We start from the raw sequence: 24,097 nt of genomic DNA on the forward strand, positions 1-24,097 counted from the left end.
CGATCCTCGCGGCCGCGTCCGACTGTTGGGCTCGTGCAGCCCTGGACCCGGACCGACGCCACCGTCGCGCAATATCACGCGCGGCAGGTGCGGCTCGATCTGTGGATCATCGCCGCGCTGACCGCGATGGGTGCCATCCGGATCCAGGTGGCCTGGGAGCCGCAGTACCGGTGGGCCCTGGTGCCGCTCGGGCTCGCTTTTGTGGCTCTGGGCGTCGGTGCGAACCTGCCGCTGGCCCGCCTGCTGGCCCGGCCGGCCGTCCAGCGGTTCCTGCCCGCCGGGTACGCAGCCGCCCTGGTATTCCTCTTCGCCTTCACCGTGGTCGACAGCGAGGCGCTGGCGATCTATCCGGCCGGGGCGATGGTGATCGTCATGGCGGCGTCCGCGCTGTTCCGGCCGCGGACCATCCTCGGTCTGGGGCTCCTGGGGCTGGCGGGGTACTTCGGCCTGGCCGCCGTCGTGGCGCAGCCGAGCACGGTGCTGGTGGTGTCGCTGTCGATGATCCTGTCGGTGGTCGTCGGGCTGTGTGTGCTGACCGCGCACAACCGGGGACTGCAGGACACACAGCGGACCGCCGCCGAGCGCCGGACCGAGGCGTTGCTGGAGAACGGCTCCGACGCGGTGCTCGCGGTGGCCGACGGGCACATCCGCTTCGCCAGCTCGTCGACCGGGCGCATCCTGGGCCACGACGCCGGGAGTTTCACCGTCGGCACGCTGATGGACATGACCCACCCCGACGACGTCGCCGAGGCCACCCGCTGGGTTCAGGAACTGCGGGCGGCCGCACCGGGCCACACGTCGCGCCGCGAGTCCCGCTGCCGGCACGCCGACGGCCGGTGGATCACCGTCGAGGTGATCGGCACCAACCGCGTGCACGACCCGGACCTCGGTGTCATCGTGCTGACCATCCGCGACGTCAGCGCGCAGAAGGCCCTCGAGGGTGAGCTCACCCGGCAGGCGTTCGAGGACTCGCTGACCGGGCTGCCCAACCGGGCGCTGCTCGGCGACCGGATGAACCACGCGGTCGCCCGCAACCTGCGCAACGGCGGCCGGGTCGAGCTGCTGCTGGTCGACCTGGACGACTTCAAGAAGGTCAACGACACCCTCGGCCACGCGGCCGGTGACGAGCTGATCCGCGTGATCGCCACGCGGATGGGCGCCTGCATCCGGCCGTCGGACACCCTGGCCCGGCTCGGTGGTGACGAGTTCGCCCTCCTCGTCGAGGGCCTCGACGACCTCGAACTGGCCACGCTCGCCGAACGGATCCTCGAGGTCGTCCGTCTTCCCGTACGCGTGGGGAACCGCGATCTGGTCACCACCGCGAGCATCGGCATCGCCTCGGCGAAGGTCACCGGCACGGTGGCCGAGACCGAGACCCACGAGCTGCTCCGCGACGCCGACCTGGCCATGTACGCCGCCAAGACCGCCGGCCGCGACCGCTACGTGATCTTCGACGAGTCGATGTACGCGGACGCCCTCCAGGAGGCCGAGGCGCGCCTGAGCCTCGAACAGGCGCTCGCCGACAACGAGTTCGTCGTCTTCTACCAGCCGATCGTGGACCTGCCGTCCGGTGACCTCATCGGCGTCGAGGCCCTGGTCCGCCGGCTGCACCCCGAGCTGGGACTGCTCGGCCCGGACACGTTCATCCCGCTGGCGGAGAAGACCGGCCTGATCGTGCCGCTCGGTCAGTGGATCCTGACGACGGCGTGCACCCAGGCCGCCGCGTGGCACCGCGACGTGCCCGGCGCGGAACGGCTGCGGGTCAGCATCAACCTGTCGGCCCGCCAGTTCCAGGACACCGACCTCGTCCAGGACGTGGCCGAGGCGCTGCGCACGTCGGGCATCGAGGCGTCCCGGGTGGTCCTGGAGATCACCGAGTCGCTGCTGATGCAGGACACCGACGCGACGATCAGCACGCTGCGGCGGCTGCGTGAGCTCGGCGTCCAGATCGCGATCGACGACTTCGGCACCGGGTACTCGTCCCTGTCCTACCTGCGGCGGTTCCCGATCGACATCCTGAAGATCGACAAGGCCTTCATCGACGGCATCGCGACCGACCCCGACGACGCGACGCTGGCCGAGGCGGTCGTGCATCTGGGCCAGGCACTGCGCCTGCAGACGGTAGCCGAGGGCATCGAGAACGCCGACCAGCACACCCTGCTGAGCGACCTCGGCTGCACGTACGGCCAGGGTTTCCTCTTCGCCCGCCCGGCGGCCTCCGCCGAGATCGAAGCCCTGTTGCGCCACCCGGCCGACGCCGCGGTCAACTGGTGGCCCAGCAATTGACCCCGGCGGATAGGGTGGCCGCTCATTCGCCACACGGGGGTCCACCTTGCACATGCGTCGAGCGGCCCAGCTCACGACCATCGTCGCCGCGGCAGCACTGCTGATCGTTCCGGGCAGTCCCGCCCAGGCCTACGTCTCGCAGGTCGACGTCAGTCCGACCACCATCACCGACAGCAGCACCGGCGAAGGGTCCATCGCGGCCACCATGCACCTGAGCATGCAGGCCGGCGAGGCCCGCAATCTGCGCGCCGAACTGGTCATGGGCAATGCCCGGGCCGAGGGGCAGCCGTCACCGGTCGCCGCCGCCCAGAAGATCACCTGCGAGCCGGCCGGGGGTGCGACCCTGCCCGGCGAACAGATCTGGAACACCCGCAACCTGCTGGCCGACGAGCCGGACGTCACGCTCATGACCCGGATGATGTTCGTCGCGCCGGCCGCCGGTTCCTACGACTGTCACCTGCGGGTCTACCTCAACAACGAGCTGTCCCACGGCCGTGAGACCGCCGCGATGCGAGGCGGCTTTCTCGGTGACGTCAGCGGCGCCATCCCGGCCGACCGGACGGCGCGCCTGATCAGGTCCGGCAGCGACGCCACCTATTTCGCCCTGGGCGCGCCGGTCCGGCAGCTGCACCACGTCCCCGGGTACACCCCGCCGGTGGGTGCGACCTCGTTCCGGGTCGTCGGCGACCTCCAAACCAGCAGTTGTTACGGCAACGGGGGCAACGCGTGCCCGCGCGCCACCTACCCGGACGGCGCCGCGGCGAAGATCTACACCCGCGTCGTGGCCACGCCGAGCATCCCGTCGGCCGCCTGCACCTCCCAGGCGTCGGCACCTCGTTCGGTGACCGTGTCCAAGCAGGTGCACCACCTGCGCATCCACAACGAGCTGCTGGTGACCCTGCCGAGCTCCGGCTGCGGCACCTGGACCCTCAACGTCGTCGCCCGTGACGACGGCGGTTCGCTCCCCTTCGTGGTGCACACGGGCGACGGCCCCTACACCACGGTCTACGCCCGGCCGGCCTGATCTCGACTGGTCCGGAACGCCGCGCGGGTCGTACCGGCGCTGACGGCACCGCCCGGCGGGTCCGCGATCGGACCCGCCGGGCGGCTCGTGGTCATCCCGCCGGGACGAGCTCCGGCTCGCGGTCCTCGGCCGGCGGGACCGGGCGGCCCGGTGCGGCGTGCCGGCCCCGTCCGCGCAGGAAGCGCGGCGCCCACCAGTTCGCCGGGCCCAGCAGCGTCATCAGCGACGGCAGGACCACCGCCCGGATGATCGTCGCGTCGAGCAGGATGGCCGCGGCCAGGCCGACACCGAGCTGCTTCATGTCGATCGTGCTCAGCGTGGCGAAGATCGAGAAGACCGCCACCATGACGATCGCCGCGCTGCTCACCACGCCGGCCGAGCCGGTGATGCCCTCGGCCACCGCCTGGCGGGTGGGCACACCGCGCAGCACCGCCTCGCGGATGCGGCTGACCACGAACACGTGGTAGTCCATCGACAGGCCGAAGAGGACCACGAACAGGAACAGCGGCAGCCAGGTGACGATCGCACCCATCGAGGTGAAGCCCAGCAACCCCTCGGCCCAGGTGCTTTGGAAGACCAGGACCAGCAACCCGTACGCGGCGCCGGCCGAGAGCAGGTTGAGCAGGATCGAGGTCAGCGCGACGACGACCGACCGGAACGTCCACGCCATCACCAGGAACGTCAGCACCAGCACGAACAGCACGACGATCGGCAGCTTGTCCCACACGTGGGCGGCGTAGTCCTCGCTCTCGGCGACACCACCGCCGACGGCGTACTCGACGCCCGGGATGCTGCCCAGGGCCGCCGGGACCAGGTCGTCGCGCAGCCGGTGCAGGGACTGCACGGCCTCGTCGCTGCGGGAGGTGAACGGGGTGGCGACCGACAGCACGGTCACGCGGCCGTCGGGTGACACCTCGAACTCCGGCCCGGCGCTCTCGGCCGGCGAGAACAACCGGTCCTTGCCGGCCGTCCCGGCCAGTGCGGTCAGAGCCGCCTTGACGGCGCCCGCCTGCTCCGCCGAGGCCCGTACGACCACGTCGTGGGTGGTGCCGTTGCTCGGGTACGCGACGGCCAGCCGGTCGTAGGCCTGCATCGCCGGAGTCGTGCGGGGCAGGTCCTCGGTGCCGGGGAACTTGAGCTGCATGCCCAGCGCCGGAGCCGCCAGGGCCAGGAGCAGCCCGACACTCACGACCAGGGTGACCAGCGGGTGGCGCAGAGCGGGACGCAGCATCGCCGGCCAGAAGCGGCCCTTGCCGTTACGGGCGCTGAGGCGCCACAGCAGCGGGACCCGCGGACGGTCGACCCAGCGGCCGAGCTTGGCCAGCATCGCCGGCAGGACCGTCAGGGACCCGATGACCGCGACGGCGACCACGAGGATCGAGCCGACGGCCAGCGACGAGAAGAGAGCGTCGTTGGCGAGGAACAGCCCGGACATCGCGATGATCACCGCCGCACCGGAGACGACCACGGCGTGGCCGGAGGACTCCGCGGCGATCTCCACCGCGTCGACGTGACCGTGGCCCTTGGCGCGTTCCTCACGTTCACGCCGGACGTAGAACAGTGAGTAGTCGATGCCGACGGCCATGCCGATCAGCAGGATGAGACTGCTCGTCGAGTCGTTCGCCGGCACCAGGTGCGAGGCCAGCGTGGACAAGCCGATGGCCGCGGCGACCGACGACAGGGCCAGCAGCACGGGGATGCCCGCGGCGATCAGCGCACCGAAGGCGATGATCAGGATGGCGAGGGTGACCGGGAGGCTGAGCACCTCGGCCCGCTTGAAGTCGGCCCCGAGGGTGTCCTCCAGCGCCTTGTTGATCGACGGCCCGCCGACCTGCTCGACGCGCAGTCCCGGATGGGCGGTCTGCACCTGCGCCGTCGCCGCGCGCAGAGGTTCCACGCGTTCGGACGCCGTGTCGGGGTCACCGCTCATGGTGATCGGCACCAGCAGCGCGGACCCGTCGGTGGCCGGGATCGGCTTGCCGACCTCGGCCACACCGGGCACACCCCGCAGCGTGGTGGCGGCGTCGGTGGCGGCGGCAGCGGCCGCCTTCGGGTCCAGGGCGCCCGACCGCGCGGTGATCAGGACATTGTCGACCTCCGGCTCGTCGGCGAACTTTCCCTCCTCGACCAGCACGGTCGCCCGGCCGCTCTCACCGACCGCCATGTCCTCGGCGGAGGCCTCCTTCAGCCCGGCGGCATTGCCCCCGACGAAGCACACCGCGACAAAAACCACCCACAGCGCGATTGCCCGCCACGGATGTTCGGCACTCCAGCGCGCCACTCGTACGGTCACCGGTCGCCTGGCCATCGCGGTCTCCTCCAGCAGAAGATTTCTGTGTCGAAGCTGAACGTAGGCAGCGCCGGAGCTGGGAACATCCGGGTCGGACCCGCGTGCCACCCTGATCCCCGGGCAGGCCCCCACGGGACAGAAACACGACTCCCCGACGGCACAAAATGCGGCCATCGGACATTTGGCTCCGATACCCCCGACGCCACACTCAGGGTTCCCCCGGGTCCCGCCCCGAGCCGGACCGACCGTGACGGTGGGTACAGGCGGTGGTCGGGATCGGCTACGGTGAGGCCCGCCATGAACGAGACGCCGACGCCCCCTGCCTGGATCCACTGGCCGATCCGGGTGCTTGCCGTGATCTTCGTGCTGCCGTTCCGGCTGCTGTGGGAGCTGCTGGTGGTGATCGGCCGGTTCCTCGCCCGGTACGTCGGGCGGCCGCTGGCGTGGCTCTTCCACCACGCGGTCGTCGTTCCCGTCGCCTGGGTGTGGCACTACGTGGTTGTCGTGCCGATCTCCTGGCTGTGGCGACATCTGGTCGTCGTGCCGCTGGAGTGGCTGGCGCACCGGCTGCTGGTCGTGCCGGGGCGGTGGCTCTGGGCGCGGCGGCGGTGGGCGCTGCGGCCGTTCGGTCTGTTGGTGCGCTATCTGCTCGTGATTCCGGTCGTGTGGTTCTTCACCGTGACCGAGCCGCTCTGGACCGCTCTCGGGCAGGCGCTGGTGTGGACCTTCACGATGATCGGGCGCGGGATCGATGCGGTAGCCGTCCTTGCGTACCGGTGGGTGCTGCACCCGGGGTGGATCGGCGCAGGCTGGGTGCTGCGTCAGGCGTACCGGTGGCTGCTGCGGCCGGTCGGCCTCGCGATCGCCTGGGTGTGGCGGCACACGGTTGTCCCCGCGTACAGGATGATCTCGGCCTCGGGCCGCTGGGTGCGGGAAGCGGTGCTGCGGCCTGTGCTCGTCTCCGTCGGTCTGCGGCGCTGAGCTCTGGCCTCCGGGCGCCCGGCAGGACACCATGTCCGGATGACCGTTCCGCGTCCGCCCGCGCCCTGGCTCATCCGGCCGGTCAAGCTGCCCGCGACCACACCGCCGGCGCTGATCGGGCCGTGGGCCGCCGATGACACGCGTCTCGACGACGTCGAGAAGATCGAGGTCCCCGGTGGTCACGGTCCCGAGGATGTCGCGGTCGGCGCCGACGGCCAGATCTTCTCCGGTACGGAGGACGGCCGCATCTGGCGCTGGCCGCCCGACGCGCACGCCGGCGCCACACCCGTGCTGCTCGCGGACACCGGCGGCCGGCCGCTGGGCATCGAGGCCGACCCGCGCGACGGGAGCCTGATCGTCTGCGACGCCTATCGCGGGCTGCTGCGGGTGACCGCGGACGGCACGATCACCGACCTGACGCACCGGGTCGGGGGCAGCCGCATCCTGCTGTGCAACAACGCCGCGGTGGCCCGCGACGGCGTCGTCTACTTCACCGACAGCTCCACCCGCTTCCCGGTCTCGCACTGGCGTCGTGACCTGCTCGAGCACCGCCCCAACGGGCGGGTGCTGGCGTACGACCCGGCGTCGGGCGGCACCGAGGTGGTGGCCGAGGGGTTCCACTTCCCCAACGGTGTGGCCCTGACGCCGGAGGAGGACGCGCTGCTGCTGTGCGAGACGGTGTCGCACCGGCTGGTGCGCCTGTCGCTGCCCGGTGGCAAGGTCACCGATCTGGGAGACCTGCCGGCCTATCCGGACAACATGTCGGCGGTCGGTGACGGCACCTACTGGATCGCGCTGGCCAGCCCGCGGGTGGCGATCGCCGAGAGGCTGCTCCCCCATCCTCACCTGCGGCGGATCGCCGCCGTGCTGCCGGCGCGGCTGCAGCCTCAGCCGTTGCCGTACACGATCGCCGCGCTCGTGGACGGCGACGGGACGGTGCTGCGGACCCTGCACGGTCCGGCGGGCCGGTACGTCATGGCGACGGGGGTCCGGCAGCACGGTGACACGCTCTGGCTCGGCAGCCTCACCGAGAGTGCGATTGCCCGGACGAGCCTGGCGAACTGATGCCTTTCCGTAACTCTGCGCCTACTCAATGTCACATTTTCGGCTTATGGCAAAAGCGCAAGGCCTAGACTCCGAGTACTACGCACGTGCGCACTTGAATCGTCGCGCCGCTGGACAACAATCGACACATGACGTACGGCAAGAAGGACCTCCCCTTCCCCTATGATCAGGACTTTTCCGGCATCGTCACGCGGGTCAAGGGGATCAGGGAGGCGACCCGGGTCGCACTCGTCAACTCGACGAAGGTGGCGAGCTACCTCAAGGCGGGCGCCAACCTCATCGAGCAGCACTTCGGCAGCGACGACAACGCCGCGCCCGCCGACGGTGGTCGTAAGCCGTACTGGTCGGGCATCCGGTTCCTCACCGAGCGTGCCCTGTCGCGCGAGATGGAGAATCTCGAGCCGCCCTTCCTCCGTCAGAAGGGTGACGGGCCCTACCGCTCCACCTGGGCCAGCCACGACGACTACCTGAACGACCTGCTGGCGTTCCTGTTCCACGACATGAACTACGACCCGCAGTACAGCGCGGAGGTCGAGACGCGCGGCGGGTGGTTACGCACCGACGGCGCCTTCGGTGATGTGCTCGACGGCGCGATCTACGACGAGCTGCTCGTCATGTGCCGCATGCCGCTGTTCCGGCTGCAGCTGCTGATGGTCGCGACCGCGCACCGCAACGACGGCATCCACGCCGCGATCTCGAGCAACTACGAGGGCGCCCTGGCCCCCTGGAAGAAGATCTACGAGTCGACGATCGCCGGACGCGGTTTCCAGCTGCGCAAGGGCGTGACCCTCGACGACTTCGCCGACACGCTGGCCGCGATCACCGAGGGCTTTGCCATCCGCAACCTCGGCGACCCGACCGCCGGCATCATCGGCGACGACCCGCGGGGTCACCTGGCCGGGATGGCCGTCATCGGCATCCTCAACAGCTACCTCGAGCCCATCAACGACCCCAACGGCCTGTCGCTGCGCGAGGAGTTCGAGCAGAAGTCGGCCGCGGCCCGACCGGCCGACCGCACCGAAGACTGCGGGGACTGACATGACCAGCACGACGGAGCAGACACCGATCCGCGCCGCCGCGGAACCCTCCTGGTGGGACCGCCAGGGCGACCTGATCATGCGCCGGCCGTTCAACGAGTGGACCTTCACCCACATGAGCTGGCTGATGCCGACCGAGCGGGTCTCCCGCGGTGGTGCGCACCTGCCGCTGCCGCTCAGCCCGTGCCCGCTCGACCTCACCTACCGTTTCGAGGACGCCGACCACACCCTCACCGAGCTGCACCGCCGCACCTTCACCACGGCGTTCGTGGTGCTGCACCACGGCGAGATCGTGCACGAGACCTACCCCGGCGCGTTCGCCGGCCCGCGCACCCGCATGCAGCTGTTCTCGGTCTCCAAGTCGGTGACCTCGCTGCTGGTCGGCATCGCCCTGGCCGACGGCACGATCGGCAGCATCAAGGACCGCGTCACCGATTACCGGCCCGACTTCCTCGGTACCGCCTACGAGGAGACCACCCTGGCCGAGCTGCTCGACATGACCAGCGGTGTCGGCGACGCCGAGGTGTGGGACGTGCCCGACAGCGGCATCAAACGCTTCGAGCAGGCCGTGATGGGCGGTGGCAGCGTCACCGACGTGGTGCGTTCGGCGCCGCGCCGGGCCGCGCCGGGTGAGCGCTTCAACTACTCGACGTTCGACGCGCAGATCCTGGGCTGGGTGCTCGAGGCCGCGACGGGACGGTCGCTGGCCGCGTACGCGTCCGAGCGGCTGTGGCAGCACCTCGGCGCCGACCGCGACGCCTATTACTGGCTCACCCGGGGACGGCCCCGCACGGCGCTGGGTGCCGGCTCGCTCAACGCCACTCCCCGCGATCTCGCCCGCATCGGCCTGCTGATGGCCAACGACGGCATGGTCGCCGGCGAGCAGATCGTGCCGCGCGACTGGGTCCGGCGCAGTCGTGGCAGCGACCAGCCCCAGCTCGGGGTCGGTTCTCTCGGACCGAGCGGTTACGACCACTACGGATATTCCAACCAGTGGTGGACACTCGGCGACAGCGCTTTCCAGGCCTTCACCGGCGTCGGTGTCCACGGGCAGTACCTCTTCGTCGACCCCGGTGCCGACGTCGTGATCGTCAAGTGCAGTGCCTGGCCCACCCAGGACGACGAACGCCGCGACCGCGAGACCATCACCGCGTTGCGCCGCATCGCCGATCATTTCGCCTGACCCTTTTCTCCTTTCCTTTTCCTCCTTCTGTCATTTCATCCGGGTACCCGCATGCCCGGAATCACCCACCCTGAAAGGGATCCATAGATGAACTCTGCCCTGCTCAAATGGGTGGCCGCCGTCAATGTCGCGCTGGTCTGCGCCGCCATTCTGCTGTTCGCCGGTGGCCCGGCGGCCGCAACCGTCGCACCGGGAACGGTCCTGGTCACCACGACGGCCACCCTGCCGCCGGAGCTGGCTCCCCTGGCGACCGGCAAGCGCATCGCGTACGTGACGACGGCCCCGAACGGCGCCATTCTGACCGCCACCGGTCTGGTCCTGACACCGAAGACCAACAAGAAGAACAAAACCGTGGTGTGGGGCCACGGCACGACCGGGCTGGCGGACAAATGTGCGCCGTCGGCGAGCCAGAACGTCTTCTGGCCGGAGGCGCGCCAGGCCGTCGCGGCGCTGCTGAACAAGGGCTGGACGGTCACCGCCCCCGACTACCCGGGCCTGGGCGTCCCCGGCAACCACCCGTACCTGATCGGCCTGAGCGAGGCCCGCTCGATGATCGACAGTGTCAAGGCGGCCCGCAGCCTGGACAGCAAACTCACCACCCAGTACGCCCTCGACGGTCACTCCCAGGGTGGCCAGGGCGCCCTCTTCGCCGGTCAGATCGCACCCTCGTACGACGGCTCGCTGGTGCTCAAGGGTGTCGCGTCGATCGCGCCGGTGTCGAACGCGCAGATCTTCGCGCCGCTGGTCCCGGGCACGCCCGGCCAGGGTTACCTCGTGATGGCCCTGTACGGCCTGAACGCCGCCGACCCCACCTTCGACCCCAACTCCGTGCTGGCGGCGCCGGCCAAGCAGAAGGCGCCGGTCCTGCAGAACGGGTGCCTCTACGAGATCCTCGACGCGTACGCGCCGCTGACGCCCGAGCAGTTGCTGGTCGGGGGCGCCCTGCCGGAGTCGGTCGTCACCAAGCTGGCCAACTACGTCGACCCCGCACGGTCGGCGCCCACCGCGCCGGTGCTGCTGATCCAGGGCACCGACGACGAGGCCGTGCCGTACGGCCTGACCGCGGGACCGCTGCTGGACGAACTGACCGCCTACGGCACACAGCCCGTCGACTTCGTGTCGGTCGACGGCGCCAACCACGACGGCGCGGTGTTCGCGACGACCGGCCAGGTCGCCACGTGGATCGCGGCCCGTTTCGCCTGATCGCAGGCTCCCCCGACCGGCGGCATCCCGCGTGACCACCCCCGCGCGGGATGCCGCCACCACCCCGACCCGCACAGTGAGGCCCATCCGATGAACTTCACGGTACGACCGCCGGCGCACTCCTTCGCCGCCCGCACGAGCGGGCCGCGGGTGCCCCGGCACCCGCGCCAGAACCCGCCCGCGACGGAGACCCGCCTGCCCGAGCCGCCGATGCACGACATGTCCGTGACCGAGCTGGACGCCCTGGCCCGTGGCCGCGGAACGTTCCGGGCCCGGGCGGTCCTCGAGCTCGTCCGGAGAGCCCGGACCGACGACGCCGCGACCGACGCGCTGGGCGAGCTGAGCCGCCTGCCGTGGCTGCGCGAGGACCGGGTGTTCCACCTGGTCTCGATGTCCTGGGCGGCGATCATCGGCCTGCTCGCGGCGCACACCGAACGCTGCTGGGCAACCGCCCACGCCGCCTTCGCCGATCTCGACCCCGGCGACCGCGAGGCCCTGCTCAATTATCTCGAGGGCTCCGACACAGGCGATATCCCATCCCGTAAGTAGGGATAGGCTGTGGTCATGGATGAGAAGCAGTGGGAGACGTGGCACGCCGGGCACGAACGCCGGCTGGCCGACCCGCACGGGTTCCTGGCCATCACCAGCCTGAACTTCCTGACCGCCGAGCCGCAGCGGTTCCCCGACGCCCCGGGGTCCTGGAGCACCGGCCCGGACGGCGTCACCGTCGACCTGGCCGACGGCGAGACGCTGACCGTCCGCGGGCAGACCGTCACCGGCCTGCACCACTTCGGCCCGCTGGCCGAGCGCAGCGGCGTCGACGCCGTCGCCGGTGACGCGGTCATCGAGATCGCCCGGCGTGGTGGCTTCGACATCGTCCGGCCGCGCCACCCCGAGAACCCCCTGCGGACGCAGTTCCGCGGTGTCCCGGCGTACGAGCCGACCGAGAAATGGCAGATCACCGGTCGCTACGTGGCGTTCGACCAGCCGCGGGACGTCACGGTCGGCGCCGCGGTCGAAGGGCTCGAACACGTCTACGAATCGCCGGGCCGCGTCGAGTTCGAGGCCGGTGGGGTGCCGCTGGCGCTGACCGTCTTCAACGGCAGCACCCCCGGGTCACTCTTCGCCCTCTTCACCGACAAGACGTCCGGCGTCACCACCTACGCCGCGAACCGCAGCCTGACCATCGACGCCCCGGCGGCCGACGGGAGCGTGGTCCTCGACTTCAACCGGGCTACGAACCTCGTGTGTGCGTACACGGACTTTGCGACCTGCCCGCTGCCCCCGGCCGAGAACCGCCTGCCGGTCGCGGTCGAGGCCGGCGAGAAGATCCCGTACGAGCGCCTGGCCGCCTAGCTGGTCACGCGTACGGTCAGCGCGTCCGATCGGGGCGCGTTCCAGGTGTCGATCAACGACGCCGGGCGGCAGCTGGCCGCGGAGGTCGCCGCTCGCTTCGCCGAGCGCATCGCGACGCTCGCCGCCGACCTGTCAGCGGCCGAGCGGCGCGTGCTGTCGCAGCTCGCCTCCCGGATCGTCGCCGCCGATGCGGACCGCAGCGGCATCGACCGGGCCACAACCCCCGGCTGAACAACCGCGCGCGAACCCGGCAGCGCGGAGCCCAGGCCCAACATCCTTGAAGTCGGGCCTTCATCGCACCAACCCGGCAGCACGGGGGCACGCAGCCCAGACCCAACATCCTTGAAGTCGGGCCTTCATCGCACCAACCCGGCAGCACGGGGCCACGCACCCCAGATCCAACATCCTTGAAGTCGGGCCCGCGTTGCACGAACCCGGCAACGCGGCGGGCACCCCACGCCCAACATCCTTGAAGTCGGGCCTTCGTGACGCCGCCGCGGCCGTGGGGCGTCCGGCCGTCGGGCGTCCGGCCGTCGGTCTCCCGCCCCGGCGCCCGACCGGGTGAGGTCAGGTCGTGCGGCGGAAGCGCTGGATGTTGCGGACGACCGCGTAGCCGAGGTAGCCCGCCAGCAGGGTTCCTCCCCCGACGATCACCCACAGGTCGTTGTCGGGTTTGTCCTCGACGAGCAGCCCGAGGGCGAGTGAGCCGGAAAGACATCCGAAGAGCAGGAACATCAGTACCAGCACCACGATCCCGGCGATCGACCACGACCTGCTGCCGGTGGCGCCGGCCGGGCCGGCGACGGCCGCGTGGTGGCGCTGCGGATCGGGTTGCGGGATCGACTGCGGGTCGCGGGCCGGCATCACCACGCGCAGCTGCGCCGGCAGGGCCGCGTCGATGAACGGCAGGGCCGCCGCGGCGCCGCCGAACATGGTTGGTTCGACTGCGACGGTCACCGCGTCGGTGCCGATCAGCATGCGGCGGCCGTCGGGCCAGCCGAGGACGCAGGCGCACTGGTCGTATCGGACGGTGACCACGTCCTGGATGCCCGCCACGCTGACACCCTCCGGACCCACCATCAGCCGGACAGCGCCGTTTTCCAGGTGGGGATAGACCGTGCCGCTGACCGCGCGGTCGGACGTCGTGGGTGCCTCGGTGAAGCCGGCCCAGTCCGCGCTGCGGCCCTCCGGCACCATGAGCAGCGCCGAGCCGAACGCCTCCAGGGCGACCTCGTGCACGTCTGCGACCGTCACCTTTCGGAGTTCGCCGGCCAGCTCGTCGACCGGCACCTGCCGGTCGCCGGTGAGCAGCGAGAATGCGTGTGACGGCAGCCGGGAGGCGTACACCTCGGCGTTGTCCAGGGCGTCGACGGTCTTGGCGACCACCGCGTCGATGTCGGTCTGCTCGATGCGGCCGACCCGGATCTTGGCCAGGATGTCGATGAACCCGCCGAGCACCGCGTCCTGCTTCTCGGGCAGGGCGTCGGCCAGCGCGGTGATGACGGCGTTGCCGTCGCCGCGCGGGTTGTAGTCGGTGCCGGCGGTGTACGACAGGCCACCTTCCTGGCGCAGACCCCGGAACAGTTCACGCTCGAGCACCCCGGCGAAGACCGACGCGGCGGTGCGGCGGCGGACGACCGCCTCCAGCGCGACGGCACGGGAGTCACCGGCGAAGTAGGCGGGCGTACGCGGCAACGCCGAGGAGGGCGCGGGCACCGGCCGGCGCTCACCACCCGGCAGGCGCAGTGTCAGGCCGGGGGGCACGTCGCGGCCGGCGATCCAGAGTACGGCGTTGTCGCGGGTGAAGTAGCGCGCCGACCAGGCCAGCAGGTCGTCGGGGGTGATCATGTTGAGCCCCCACTCGGGGTAGCTCACCAGGCCGTGGTCGCGGGCGCCGTAGCGCCACAGGGCCATCGGCTCGGTCACGTGCGACGAGCGGCTGCTGCCCTCGGTGCGCAGGATCTCCTTCTCGGTCTCGAGCCGGTGCAGCGGCAGGTCGTTGAGGGCGTCGCACACTCCGGACAGGAACCCGGCGACGTCCTTCTCGGGCCCCTGCATGTGGAAGTACGTCGTGACCGGGGCCGTGGCGCCGTTGTAGTGATAGTCCGCCTGGCCCAGCGGGTGCAGGACGAGGTGCTCGAGCAGGTGGGTGATGCCCGTGCGCGGCAGCGTCTCGTCGGCCCGGCCGACCCGGAACATCAGCCCGGCGGTCATCGGCCCGGAGGTGGGGGCGATCAGTGTGGGGACACCGTCGACCTCGGTGTGCCGGATCATCGTGCACCCGCCTTCGCGTACGCCCGGGCCCGCCGGTCGGTGACGACCTGGACGTGGTCGCCGAGATAGTGCCAGGGGTCCTCGCTGGCCAGGTGGCCCAGCGCCGCGAACTGTGCCGCCGCCGCGGGCTCGTCACCGAGCAGGCTGAAGATCATGGCGAAGCTGCTGCGCACCCAGACCCAGCCGTAGGTGTGCCGGAAGCCCGGATCCCAGACCGACCGGGCCGCCGCCTCGTAGATCTGGTTGCGGGCGAACGGGCTGCCCAGATAATGCGCGCCCGCGGGGCCGCCGTCGGCGTCGAGCCACCGCTCCAGGTGGCCGGTGACGACGAGGACGGCGTTGTGGGCACCCTTCGGTGCGGCCAGCATCCGCTCGTACGCGAACCCGTGCACCTGCTCCCACGTCCCGCTCCACTTGGGACAGAGCGACTGCAGCAGCTGCGACTGCGCCGGCAGGTGATGCGGGTCGTACGCGGCCAGCCGGTCGTAGCGCCGACGTACCTCGGAGAGCCCGAGCTGGAGCCCCCGGGCGCTGGTCAGCCGCTGGCACCAGATGGACACCTCCGCGGGGTTGCGGGCGGCGGCGTCGATGAGAACCTGCTCGGCCCGGCGCAGATAGTCGTGGAAGACGCGGAACTGTTCCGCGCTGACGTCCCCGGCCCGCGCGCCGGTGCGGACGTCCCACCCCGTCCTGACCAGATGGCCGCCGAGCACCGCACCGGCGAGGGCGTCCCCGGGGTCGCGGTCGAGCGCCTCCCGCAGCAGCAGCTCGATCCCGTCGGTGTCGGCGGCGAACCCGACCAGCATCGTGCGGGCCGCGGGATCCGGCGCGGCCTCGATCACGGCACGCGCCCCGGCCCAGTCGGCAGCCTGCAGTGCTTCCCGCACCCGGCCCATCTCGGGGTACGCGGCGGGCAGGTCGAAGACGGGTCGTGGCTGGGCGGAGGCGACGGACATGGCGCGGATCATAGGGGATCTCCGATGGTCCCCGGGTACCCGTTCCCGGCCGCTAGGGTCAGCGGTGTGACCAACCCAGTGGCGCATCGCGCGCTCCGGTTCCTGCTCCGCGACAGCCGGCATCCCGAGGTGGCCGCCAACAACACCCTGATGGCCCTGCTCGACGACGACCGGGGTCTGCGTGCCGCCTTCCTCGCGGCCGTGGGCCGGCTGAGCCGCCGTGACCTCGGCGACTGTCACATCACCCGGGAAGCTCACACCGTCGATCCCGTCACCGGCAGACCCTCGCGGCGTGACTTCCTGCTGTCGAGCACGGCGGGCTCGCGGGCGATCGTCGAGACCAAGGTCGACTCGTCGCTGACCTCGGGCGACCAGGCCGAGCGGTACTTCTCCCAGCTGCTGCCGGACGGCGTCCTGATCCTGGTCACGCGGACGCCGCTGTTGTCCGGGCTGGCCGCCGCGGCGTCGGCCCAGCTGGGCCTGCCGCTGGAGCCGGAGGACGGCGTCTACCGCGGTGGCCGGGGTGGCCGCGACGTGCTGGTGCTCTCCTGGTCCCGCCTGCTCGGCAGCGTGGTCACGGCCGCGGGCACACCGTTCGACGAGGTCGCCGCGCTGGAGGCCGCGATCGAGGGCGTGACCGACTTCGTCCCCTTCACCTCCGCGGTGCAGGACACGGCCAACGGCGTCCTGGTACGGCAGATCAGCCGGATCGCCGAACAGGTCGCCTACGAGCTCAAACTGCGGCTCGAGGCGTCCTCGGTCAAGGTCGACTCGGTGGGCGCCCGGCAGTACCGGAGCTGGTCCTGCTGGACCCTGGTGACGATCCTGCAGCATCAGCTCTGGGTCGGTTACGACGCCGAGCAGTGGGCTTTGACCCCGGGCGACCCCGACCAACCGCAGAGCGGGCCCGACGCCGGCCCGGCGCCGAGCCCGTTCTGGATGAACCGCTGGTACAACCCGGTGAGCCCGGCACGGCACGACCCGGCTGTTGTCGCCGCGCGGCGGGCCCGGCTCGACCGCCTCGGTGTGGCGCGGCCGCTCGAGGTTCCGGTCGGGGTGTCCGAGAGCGCCGTGGTCGAGTCGCTGGTGACCGCGGCCTTCACCCACATCGCGCGGATCAGCGAGGCGTTGCACACCGACCCGGAGCTGTCCGGTGCCGTTCCGTCAGCGGCCGAAGCTCCCGAGGAAGGCTGAGAGCGTCAGTGCGACCGTGTCGGCCGGCGGTGCGAGGCCGTACGGGTCGTCGGTGCCGCTGTTGGCCGCGGCGAGGATGAAGCCGCCGCAGACGCAGAGGAGGATCAGCAGGCTCACGGCGAGCAGGATGATCGAGGCGACCATGCCCGGGTACTTCTGCGGGGGCGGGCCGAGCGCGCCGCCGAGGAAGGCGATCATCGGCGCGCGGTACTCGAGCTCGACGGTCTGGCCCGGGTGCACGGTGACACCCTGGTCGGCGACGCCGATGCGGGGCGGCAGCAGGTACGGCACGTGGACGTGCACGTGGTACTGACCCGGCTGCACCGGCAGGACCGTACGGTTCCAGCCGGCCTGGACCTGGTGGCCGTTGATCTCCACGCGCGGCTTGAACAGGCCGAGCAGGAACGCCAGTGGGTTGTACTTCAGGGTCAGGGCGATCGCGGTGCCCTGCGGCGGATAGCCGGGCTGCTGCTGCTCGGACATGACTGGTGGTGCTCCTCCCCCGTGCGCGGGAACGCAGGATAGCGCCCCGCGCACCAGGGTTGAGCAGGGGCTACGAGGAAGTCCAGAAGAGCGCGCGGGCGAACTGCGCGTAGAGGCCCTTGGGGTGGGCGCGGAAGAGGGGCTCGGTCCCGAACAGCACCGCCCGGCCGCCGCGGGTGGTGGCGCCCGAGATCACCGAGGCCTGGCCCGCCGCCTGCTCCGGGCCGCCCGCGCCGGGTGCCGACGGGAGCCAGTGCCCGGCGACCAGCGGGTCGGCGGCATACCGCTGCTCGACGGTGAAACCGGTGCCGGTGAACCAGATCGGCGAGTAGACGAACGAGTGCGGCAGCGAGCCGGCGCCGACGACCGGGCCGGTGTTCTGCACGGCGACCACACCGTTCGCGTCGCCGCGCCCGGTCACCGCCGTGGCCGGGAGCAGACCGGTCGCCGCGTTGAACGCCGCGCCGGTGGCGCCGCGGGTGACCACGCCGCCGCGGGCCAGCAACTCGTCGACCTCTGCCTTGCCCACGGGGTTGAGCTGCGCGTAGGACAGTCCGGAGGACACCACGAGGGTGTCGACGGCCGAGAGGTCCGCGCCCGCGCTGAGCAGGGCGGTCGAGACGGTACGCACCTCGAAGCCCATCTCGCGCAGGGCGAACAACTCGTCGGCCGACACCGCGGCGGCCAGCACCGGCGCCTCGAACGGTGTGCCCCCGGTGCCGCGGGGTGCGGTGCTGAACCGTACGCCGAAGCGGTCGGCCACCACCTGGGCGTCGCGGCGCGCCACGGCCGGGACCACGACGGTGGCGGCGTCGGTGCGGCGCAGCTTGACGCCGAGGTCGAGCAGGGCGTTCACGGCGCGGACATCGGCACCGTCGCGCAGGGTCAGGACCAGGTCGCGACCCTTCGCGGCGGGCACGGCACCGGTCGGCGCCGCGATCGTCACGGGTGTGGTGGCCACGCGCGGGGCGACCGTGGCGCTGATGTCGACCGACGCGCCCCAGAGCAGCCGGTGGGACCAGCCGGAGATGTCGTACATCTGCGGCACGAGGTCGGAGATGTCGCGGCCGGCCTCGAGCAGGACGTTGGCCAGGCCGCGTTTGGGCTGGTGCATGTCGACGACGTAGCTGCCGCGGGCGTACCGCTTGCCGGCCAGCGAGAAGTCGTGGCGCGCTCTGGTCACGCGTACGTCGTGGGCGGCGAGGTGGTCGACCAGCCGGGCCGCCGCGGCCGGTGAGCGCTGGCCGGCACCGGCGGGGATGACGTAGGCGCGCGGGAACGTGGTCGAGTAGCGGTCCTCGGGGCCGAAACCCTCGACGAAGCCGTCCGGGATCTGCGGCGACGGCGCGCCCGCCCAGCCGCGCCGGAACTGCTCGATCTGGTCGGCCAGCAGGGCACCGCGGTGGGTGTCGGCATAACCGACCGCGGCCTCGATGGTGGCGGCGGCGACGTCGGTGTTGACCGCCGAGCGGCGGCGCAGCTCCTCGACCGGCAGCGTCTCGTAGGCGTTGCGGTTGACCTGCCACGGAATCTCCACGGTGTGCCCGACGGCGCCCTGGTAGATCGCGTACATCGGGGTGAAGATCGGCGGCCAGTCGTCCCAGTCGCCGGGCGCGTAGTCGCGGAACGGGATGTCGGCGCGGGCGGTCTCCGGGTAGCCGAGCCGCTGGATCGCCGCCTCCATGCCCTCGGCGTTCGGCAGGGCGTGCTTGATGTACAGGTCGTACTCGTAGTTCTGGCCGTGCGGCGGTGTGGCCGGCTCGATCAGCGTCGTGCCGGTGTAACCGTGCTCGTCGAGCATCACGAACGGCTGCGTCGCGATGACCACGTCGCGCACTGCCCGGGACTCCGGCTGCGAGCTGGTCGCGTGATCGCGGTTGATGTCGAACCCGGCGCCGTTGGCCCGGGTCCCGGCGATCCGCCCGTCCGGGTTGTTGGTCACCGTCACATAGACCCGGGTACGGCTGAGCAGGCGTGCCGTGGCCGCGTCGGTGGCGGTCGCGAGGCGCTCGATGACCCGCAGGGCGCCGTCGGTGCCCTCCCACTCGTCACCGTGGATGTTCGCGTTGATCCACACAGGCGCCTTGTAGTCACGCTGGAGGATCCGGTCGCGCTTCGCCGCCGCCGGGTCGTCCTCGATCAGCGCCCGCCAGCGGTCCTGGCGGGCCGCCTCGGCCCTGGTCTCGGGCGCGGTCACGGTGACCAGGTAGAGGTCGCGGCCCAGCGCCGAGTGCCCGGCCACCTCCGCCGACACCCGGTCCGAGACCTCCTGCAGCGCGTTCAGCTTCGGTGCGATCCCGTGGTACGGCACCAGTCCCAGCTTGATCGACTTGTCGGCGGGGTTCTCGGGGTACACGGGCAGTTCGGTCTGCCGCGGATAGCCCTGCCGGCGAGGACTCCAGCGCTGGTCCGGTGCGGCGTCGAGCCCGGTGGTGATGCGGCTCGTCCCGGGTGTCTCGGCGGCGACCTGGTTGCGTTCGGGGCCGTTGCCGAAGTCCCGGGTCGAGGGCATCCCCGGGTCTCCCGGTGCGGCCGACGCCGGCGGAGCGACAAGGGAGGTGGTCAGGAGCACCGCGCCGAGTCCGGCGAGAATCCGCGACTTTTCCACGCCTCCGACCCTCTCGTGCGGACGGGCGCGACGCAACAACTTCCGCTGCTGCGGGGGCATACCGAAGTGCTCATTCCATCGCGCCGGCGGCCGGCGTACTCCATCGGGGACCCCCGACATACTCATTGCGCTCTGGTAAAACTATCGCCGCCCCATTGACCATTGTGTCCCGACGCACCAATCTATGGCGGCGACTCGGCGGTGGTGCCCCTTCTCGGCCCCGGGCACGGCCCCACTTCAAGCTTTCACGCTGCACGCTTTCACTCTGCGAGGGATTCACCCCATGAGATATCGGCTCACCGCCGCAGCGGCGATCCTGGCTCTGAGCATCGCCGGTTGTGGCGGGGCGACCTCCGATGCCGGCACCGACGACAAACCCGCCGCCGGATCCAAGGGCACCGTCAAACTCGCCATCAACCCCTGGGTCGGCTACGAAGCCAACGCCGCCGTCCTCGGATACCTCCTGGAACACGAACTCGGCTACACCGTCGACAAGAAGAACCTCAAAGAGGAAATCGCCTGGCAAGGCTTCGAAACCGGTGAAGTCGACGCCATCGTCGAGAACTGGGGCCACGACGACCTCAAGAAGACCTACATCACCGACAAAAAAACCGCCGTCGACCTCGGCCCCACCGGCAACAAAGGCGTCATCGGCTGGTACGTCCCCCAGTGGATGGCCGACAAGTACCCCGACATCACCGACGGCAAGAACCTCAACAAGTACGCCGACCTCTTCAAAACCTCCGAATCCAAAGGCAAAGGCCAGCTCCTCGACGGCGACCCCTCCTTCGTCACCAACGACAAAGCCCTGGTCGCCAACCTCAAACTGAACTACGAAGTCGTCTTCTCCGGCAGCGAGGCCGCCATCATCAAGGCCGCCCAGCAAGCCACCGCCCAGAAAAAACCCCTGCTGTTCTACTTCTACGAACCGCAGTGGCTCTTCGCCAAAGAGAAGTACGCCCGCGTGAAACTCCCCGCGTACACCGCCGGCTGCGACGCCGACCCCAAGAAGGTCGCCTGCGACTACCCCGACTACATCCTGGACAAGATCGCGTCGAAGAAGTTCGCCGACACCAACAGCCCCGCGTACCAGCTCATCAAGAACTTCACCTGGACCAACGACGACCAGAACCTCGTCTCGGACTACATCACCAACCAGGGCATGACCGCCGAAGCCGCCGGCGAGAAATGGGCCAAGGAACACGAAGCCACCTGGAAGCCGTGGATCCCGGCCAAGAGCTGACGGATGTCACCGGTCGCCGCGCATCCGCGCGGCGACCACCGTCCCCGGCGCCTTTGCCTCCGGCGCAGTGGACGAATTTCGGATTTGCGCCGGGTACGACATCTGCTCGCAATCTTGCGGCGACACGATGATCCCGATCATCGATCGACTCACCTGGTGTCCGCCGACAAAACCTGACAGTTCGCCTGCTTCCCGGCCGGACTGAGTAACTTTCGCGTTCATTAGTAGTACATCGTGGACTACCGGTCGGCTCATCGCTATGGTCCGGGATGCCACGGCAAGGCCAAGCCGTCCCCAAGGCCTAAGGAGAGTTTGCGTGCCCGCACGGAGTCGTCCGGTCGCAGGCCCGATCACGATCGGTGTCCGGCCCGGACCCGGCACCACCGCCTGCCGCACCACTCCGGAGGCGGTTCACCCGTGAGAATCCCGCGTCCCCGGCAAGCCCACCACGACACCGACCCGACCGCCGCGACGAGCGAGGCCGGTCCCCCGGCCGGCGCACCCGCGGCCCGCAGCACCGGCGGCACCATCCGCCGCCGTGTCGTCCGCACCCTGACTCTCCCCGTCGCCGCCGTGCTCGTCCTGCTCGGCGTCATCACGGTGATCGAGGTCGACAACTACCGCAACGCGGCCGCGTCCGCCCGTGCCGTGACCCTCGTGCTGGCGGTCCAGGACCTGGTCCAGGAGCTGCAGACCGAGCGTGGCCTGACCGCCGGTCTGCTCGGCGGCAACGTCGGCTTCAAGGCCGAGCTCGGCCCGGCCCGTAAGCGTGTCGACGACCAGCGCACCAAGGTCGAGGAGCTGATCGCCCCCGGCGGCACCGCGCAGGACCGCGTGGCCACCGCTGTCGCCCAGCTCGACGGTCTGGCCGGTGTCCGCGCCGGCACCGACGCCGGTGCCGCCGACCGAGCACCCACCTTCACCTTCTACACCGGTCGCATCGCCGAGCTGAGCAATGTCGACTACGGCCTGGACAGCTCGGCCGACCCGGCCCTGCGCCGCGGTGTCTCGGCCCTCGGCGCGCTCGGCGACGCCAAGGAGAGCACGGCCCAGGAGCGCGCGTTCCTCAACGGTGTCTTCTCCGCCAGCGGCTTCAACCGCGGCGAGTTCCTCCAGTTCGTGACCATGCGCTCGGCCAAGGACGCCGCCCTGGCCGAGTTCACCCGGTACGCCACGGACACGCAGCTCGAGGCCCGTGACTACGTGCTGGGCACCGGTGCCGCGCAGACCGCCGCCTACTTCGAGCAGGTCGCGCTGAACGCCGGCGACGGCCGCAACCTCCAGGTCAACCCGCAGTCCTGGTGGTCCTCGCAGACCACGGTCCTGGACGACATGCGGCAGTTGCAGCAGCACGTCGGTTCGGTCATCCGGGCCCGCGCGGCGACCCTGCAGGACCAGGCCACCACCCGCATGGGCCTGCTCATCGGTGCCGTGATCCTGTGCTTCGCCGGCTCGGTCTACCTGGCCGCCGTGGCGTCCCGCTCGATCGCCCGGCCCCTGGCGACCCTGGCCGACGAGGCCAACCGCCTCGCCGGTGAGCAGCTGCCCGAGGCCGTGCGCCGGGCCACCGCCGGTGACGACGACGCACCACCGCCGACCGTCCGCATCCCGGACGGCGCCAGCGACGAGGTCCGCCTGGTCGCCGACGCCCTCGACCGGGTGCAGGCCACCGCGTACTCCCTGGCCACCGAGCAGGCGATGCTGCGGCGCAGCACGACCGAGTCGCTGGCCAACCTGGGCCGCCGCAACCAGAACCTGCTGCGGCGCCAGCTGGGCTTCATCACCAGCCTCGAACGCGAGGAGTCGGACCCGACCGGTCTGGCCAACCTGTTCGAGCTCGACCACCTCGCCACCCGCATGCGCCGCAACGCCGAGAGCCTGCTGGTCCTCGTCGGTGCGGCCAGCCCCCGCCAGTGGTCCGAGCCGCTGCCGATCGCCGACGTCATCCGCGCCGCCGTCTCGGAGGTCGAGGAATACCGGCGGGTGCAGCTGCGCCGGGTCGACGAGGCCCTGGTCGCCGGTGCGGTCGTCAGCGGCGTCGCGCACATGCTCGCCGAGCTCGTGGAGAACGGTCTCGCCTTCTCCCCGCCGGACGCCGACGTCGAGATCCAGGGCCGCCGCATCGGCGACAACTACCTGATCGCGATCACCGACCAGGGCATCGGCATGAACCGCGCCGACCTCGAGCTGGCCAACCAGCGCCTGCGCGGCGAGGGTGACTTCATCACCGCGCCGACCCGGTTCCTCGGCCACTACGTCGTCGGCCGCCTGGCCACCGACATGGACATCGACGTGCAGCTGGCACCCTCGCCGGTGACCGGCGTGACCGCCCGCATCGTGCTGCCGCCGTCGATCCTCGCCGGCCCGCAGTCGGTCGGCGCCCCGCAGGCGGCCCCGCAGCCGCAGCGCCTGGCACCCCCGGAGCCCGCTCCCGAGCCCGTCCGCGCCCGGGAGCGCCCGCGGGCACTGGAGTCGTCCGACCCGGCGATCACCCAGGTGATCCACCTGCCGGGCGCCGAGCCGCCGGCCACCGACAGCCGCATCCGGCCGACGACCATCGAGTACGTCACCGCGGCAGGCAGCCCCGCGGTCCGGGCGGACCACACCGAGCAGCCGGCGTCCGCGCCGACGCTGGGAATGGACATGTACACGTTCGCCCCGCCACCCGACGACGCCGACCGTACGCCGAACGGCCTGCGCAAACGCAACCCCCGTACCCGGAAAGCGGCGAACTCCGGTGCCGCGGCGGGCGCAGGTGCGGCCCCCACCCGCACCGCCGAGCGCCCGGCGCCGGTCGCCGACTCACCGGAGGAGGTACGTGCCCGGTTGACCGCCTTCCGCAGCGGCGTCCAGCGGGGCAGCACCGACTCGACCGACCGCCCGTGACCGCCCCCCACCCCGCAACGAGGTCGAA

General features: G+C 71.0%; 19 protein-coding genes. 13 read left to right on the forward strand and 6 right to left on the reverse strand.

Features of this window, described 5'->3' with window-relative positions:
* The first annotated feature begins 33 nt into the window (after positions 1-33).
* Positions 34-2,286, forward strand: a complete 2,253-nt coding sequence (locus tag AFR_RS28160; protein ID WP_023560205.1) for a putative bifunctional diguanylate cyclase/phosphodiesterase — start codon at positions 34-36, stop codon at positions 2,284-2,286.
* Positions 2,287-2,338: 52 nt separating this feature from the next.
* Positions 2,339-3,310: a hypothetical protein gene (locus AFR_RS28165; protein ID WP_023560206.1), complete on the forward strand. Its 972-nt coding sequence runs from the start codon at positions 2,339-2,341 to the stop codon at positions 3,308-3,310.
* A 91-nt stretch (positions 3,311-3,401) separates the two neighbouring features.
* On the opposite strand, the gene AFR_RS28170 is transcribed toward AFR_RS28165, so the two are convergent.
* Positions 3,402-5,618: an MMPL family transporter gene (locus AFR_RS28170; protein WP_041841197.1), complete on the reverse strand. Its 2,217-nt coding sequence runs from the start codon at positions 5,616-5,618 to the stop codon at positions 3,402-3,404.
* Positions 5,619-5,897: 279 nt separating this feature from the next.
* Here AFR_RS28170 and AFR_RS28175 point away from each other — a divergent pair, with 279 nt between their 5' ends.
* The 8 genes from AFR_RS28175 (at position 5,898) to AFR_RS28210 (ending at position 12,656) form a co-directional block, all read left to right on the forward strand.
* Complete coding sequence (locus AFR_RS28175; RefSeq protein WP_023560208.1) at positions 5,898-6,581, forward strand: hypothetical protein; 684 nt, start codon at positions 5,898-5,900, stop codon at positions 6,579-6,581.
* 39 nt (positions 6,582-6,620) lie between these two features.
* The gene (locus tag AFR_RS28180) at positions 6,621-7,646 is read left to right on the forward strand and encodes an SMP-30/gluconolactonase/LRE family protein (protein ID WP_023560209.1); all 1,026 of its coding nucleotides are present in this window, start codon (positions 6,621-6,623) and stop codon (positions 7,644-7,646) included.
* Positions 7,647-7,774: 128 nt separating this feature from the next.
* Complete coding sequence (locus tag AFR_RS28185; RefSeq protein WP_023560210.1) at positions 7,775-8,683, forward strand: hypothetical protein; 909 nt, start codon at positions 7,775-7,777, stop codon at positions 8,681-8,683.
* A gap of 1 nt (position 8,684) precedes the next feature.
* Positions 8,685-9,866 (forward strand): serine hydrolase domain-containing protein, encoded by a 1,182-nt coding sequence (locus AFR_RS28190; protein WP_023560211.1) that lies wholly within the window; start codon positions 8,685-8,687, stop codon positions 9,864-9,866.
* An 87-nt stretch (positions 9,867-9,953) separates the two neighbouring features.
* Complete coding sequence (locus AFR_RS28195) at positions 9,954-11,069, forward strand: alpha/beta fold hydrolase (RefSeq protein ID WP_023560212.1); 1,116 nt, start codon at positions 9,954-9,956, stop codon at positions 11,067-11,069.
* Positions 11,070-11,159: 90 nt separating this feature from the next.
* A complete protein-coding gene (locus AFR_RS28200) occupies positions 11,160-11,618 on the forward strand; it encodes a hypothetical protein (protein WP_023560213.1) in 459 nt (152 codons plus the stop codon).
* A gap of 15 nt (positions 11,619-11,633) precedes the next feature.
* Entirely contained in the window at positions 11,634-12,425 is a 792-nt protein-coding gene (locus tag AFR_RS28205) for a DUF1684 domain-containing protein (RefSeq protein ID WP_041841198.1), read from the forward strand.
* Positions 12,426-12,470: 45 nt separating this feature from the next.
* On the forward strand, positions 12,471-12,656 hold the full coding sequence (locus AFR_RS28210; protein ID WP_023560215.1) for a hypothetical protein: 186 nt from the start codon (positions 12,471-12,473) through the stop codon (positions 12,654-12,656).
* 336 nt (positions 12,657-12,992) lie between these two features.
* Here AFR_RS28210 and AFR_RS28215 read toward each other — a convergent pair whose 3' ends face one another.
* The gene (locus tag AFR_RS28215; RefSeq protein ID WP_023560216.1) at positions 12,993-14,699 is read right to left on the reverse strand and encodes a peptidase M16 family protein; all 1,707 of its coding nucleotides are present in this window, start codon (positions 14,697-14,699) and stop codon (positions 12,993-12,995) included.
* On the reverse strand, positions 14,696-15,655 hold the full coding sequence (locus AFR_RS28220) for a hypothetical protein (protein ID WP_063749636.1): 960 nt from the start codon (positions 15,653-15,655) through the stop codon (positions 14,696-14,698). Before AFR_RS28220 ends, AFR_RS28215 begins: the two co-directional genes overlap by 4 nt.
* Before the next feature lie 66 nt (positions 15,656-15,721).
* On the opposite strand from AFR_RS28220, the gene AFR_RS28225 reads away from it, so the two are divergent.
* On the forward strand, positions 15,722-16,849 hold the full coding sequence (locus AFR_RS28225) for a hypothetical protein (RefSeq protein WP_148308078.1): 1,128 nt from the start codon (positions 15,722-15,724) through the stop codon (positions 16,847-16,849).
* Here the strand turns inward: AFR_RS28225 and AFR_RS47325 are convergent.
* Positions 16,820-17,332, reverse strand: coding sequence for a hypothetical protein (locus AFR_RS47325; RefSeq protein ID WP_023560219.1), 513 nt, complete (start codon positions 17,330-17,332; stop codon positions 16,820-16,822). The genes AFR_RS28225 and AFR_RS47325 overlap by 30 nt on opposite strands.
* A gap of 70 nt (positions 17,333-17,402) precedes the next feature.
* Positions 17,403-19,940: a M14 family zinc carboxypeptidase gene (locus AFR_RS28235; RefSeq protein WP_023560220.1), complete on the reverse strand. Its 2,538-nt coding sequence runs from the start codon at positions 19,938-19,940 to the stop codon at positions 17,403-17,405.
* A gap of 283 nt (positions 19,941-20,223) precedes the next feature.
* On the opposite strand from AFR_RS28235, the gene AFR_RS28240 reads away from it, so the two are divergent.
* On the forward strand, positions 20,224-21,183 hold the full coding sequence (locus AFR_RS28240; RefSeq protein WP_023560221.1) for an ABC transporter substrate-binding protein: 960 nt from the start codon (positions 20,224-20,226) through the stop codon (positions 21,181-21,183).
* 6 nt (positions 21,184-21,189) lie between these two features.
* On the opposite strand, the gene AFR_RS48490 is transcribed toward AFR_RS28240, so the two are convergent.
* Entirely contained in the window at positions 21,190-21,324 is a 135-nt protein-coding gene (locus AFR_RS48490; RefSeq protein ID WP_274519438.1) for a hypothetical protein, read from the reverse strand.
* Between the two features lie 276 nt (positions 21,325-21,600).
* Between AFR_RS48490 and AFR_RS28245 the strand changes: the two genes are divergently transcribed.
* On the forward strand, positions 21,601-24,069 hold the full coding sequence (locus AFR_RS28245; RefSeq protein ID WP_023560222.1) for a sensor histidine kinase: 2,469 nt from the start codon (positions 21,601-21,603) through the stop codon (positions 24,067-24,069).
* Positions 24,070-24,097: the final 28 nt, after the last annotated feature.

Origin of the sequence: Amorphoplanes friuliensis DSM 7358, assembly GCF_000494755.1 — a bacterium.
Lineage (GTDB): Bacteria > Actinomycetota > Actinomycetes > Mycobacteriales > Micromonosporaceae > Actinoplanes > Actinoplanes friuliensis.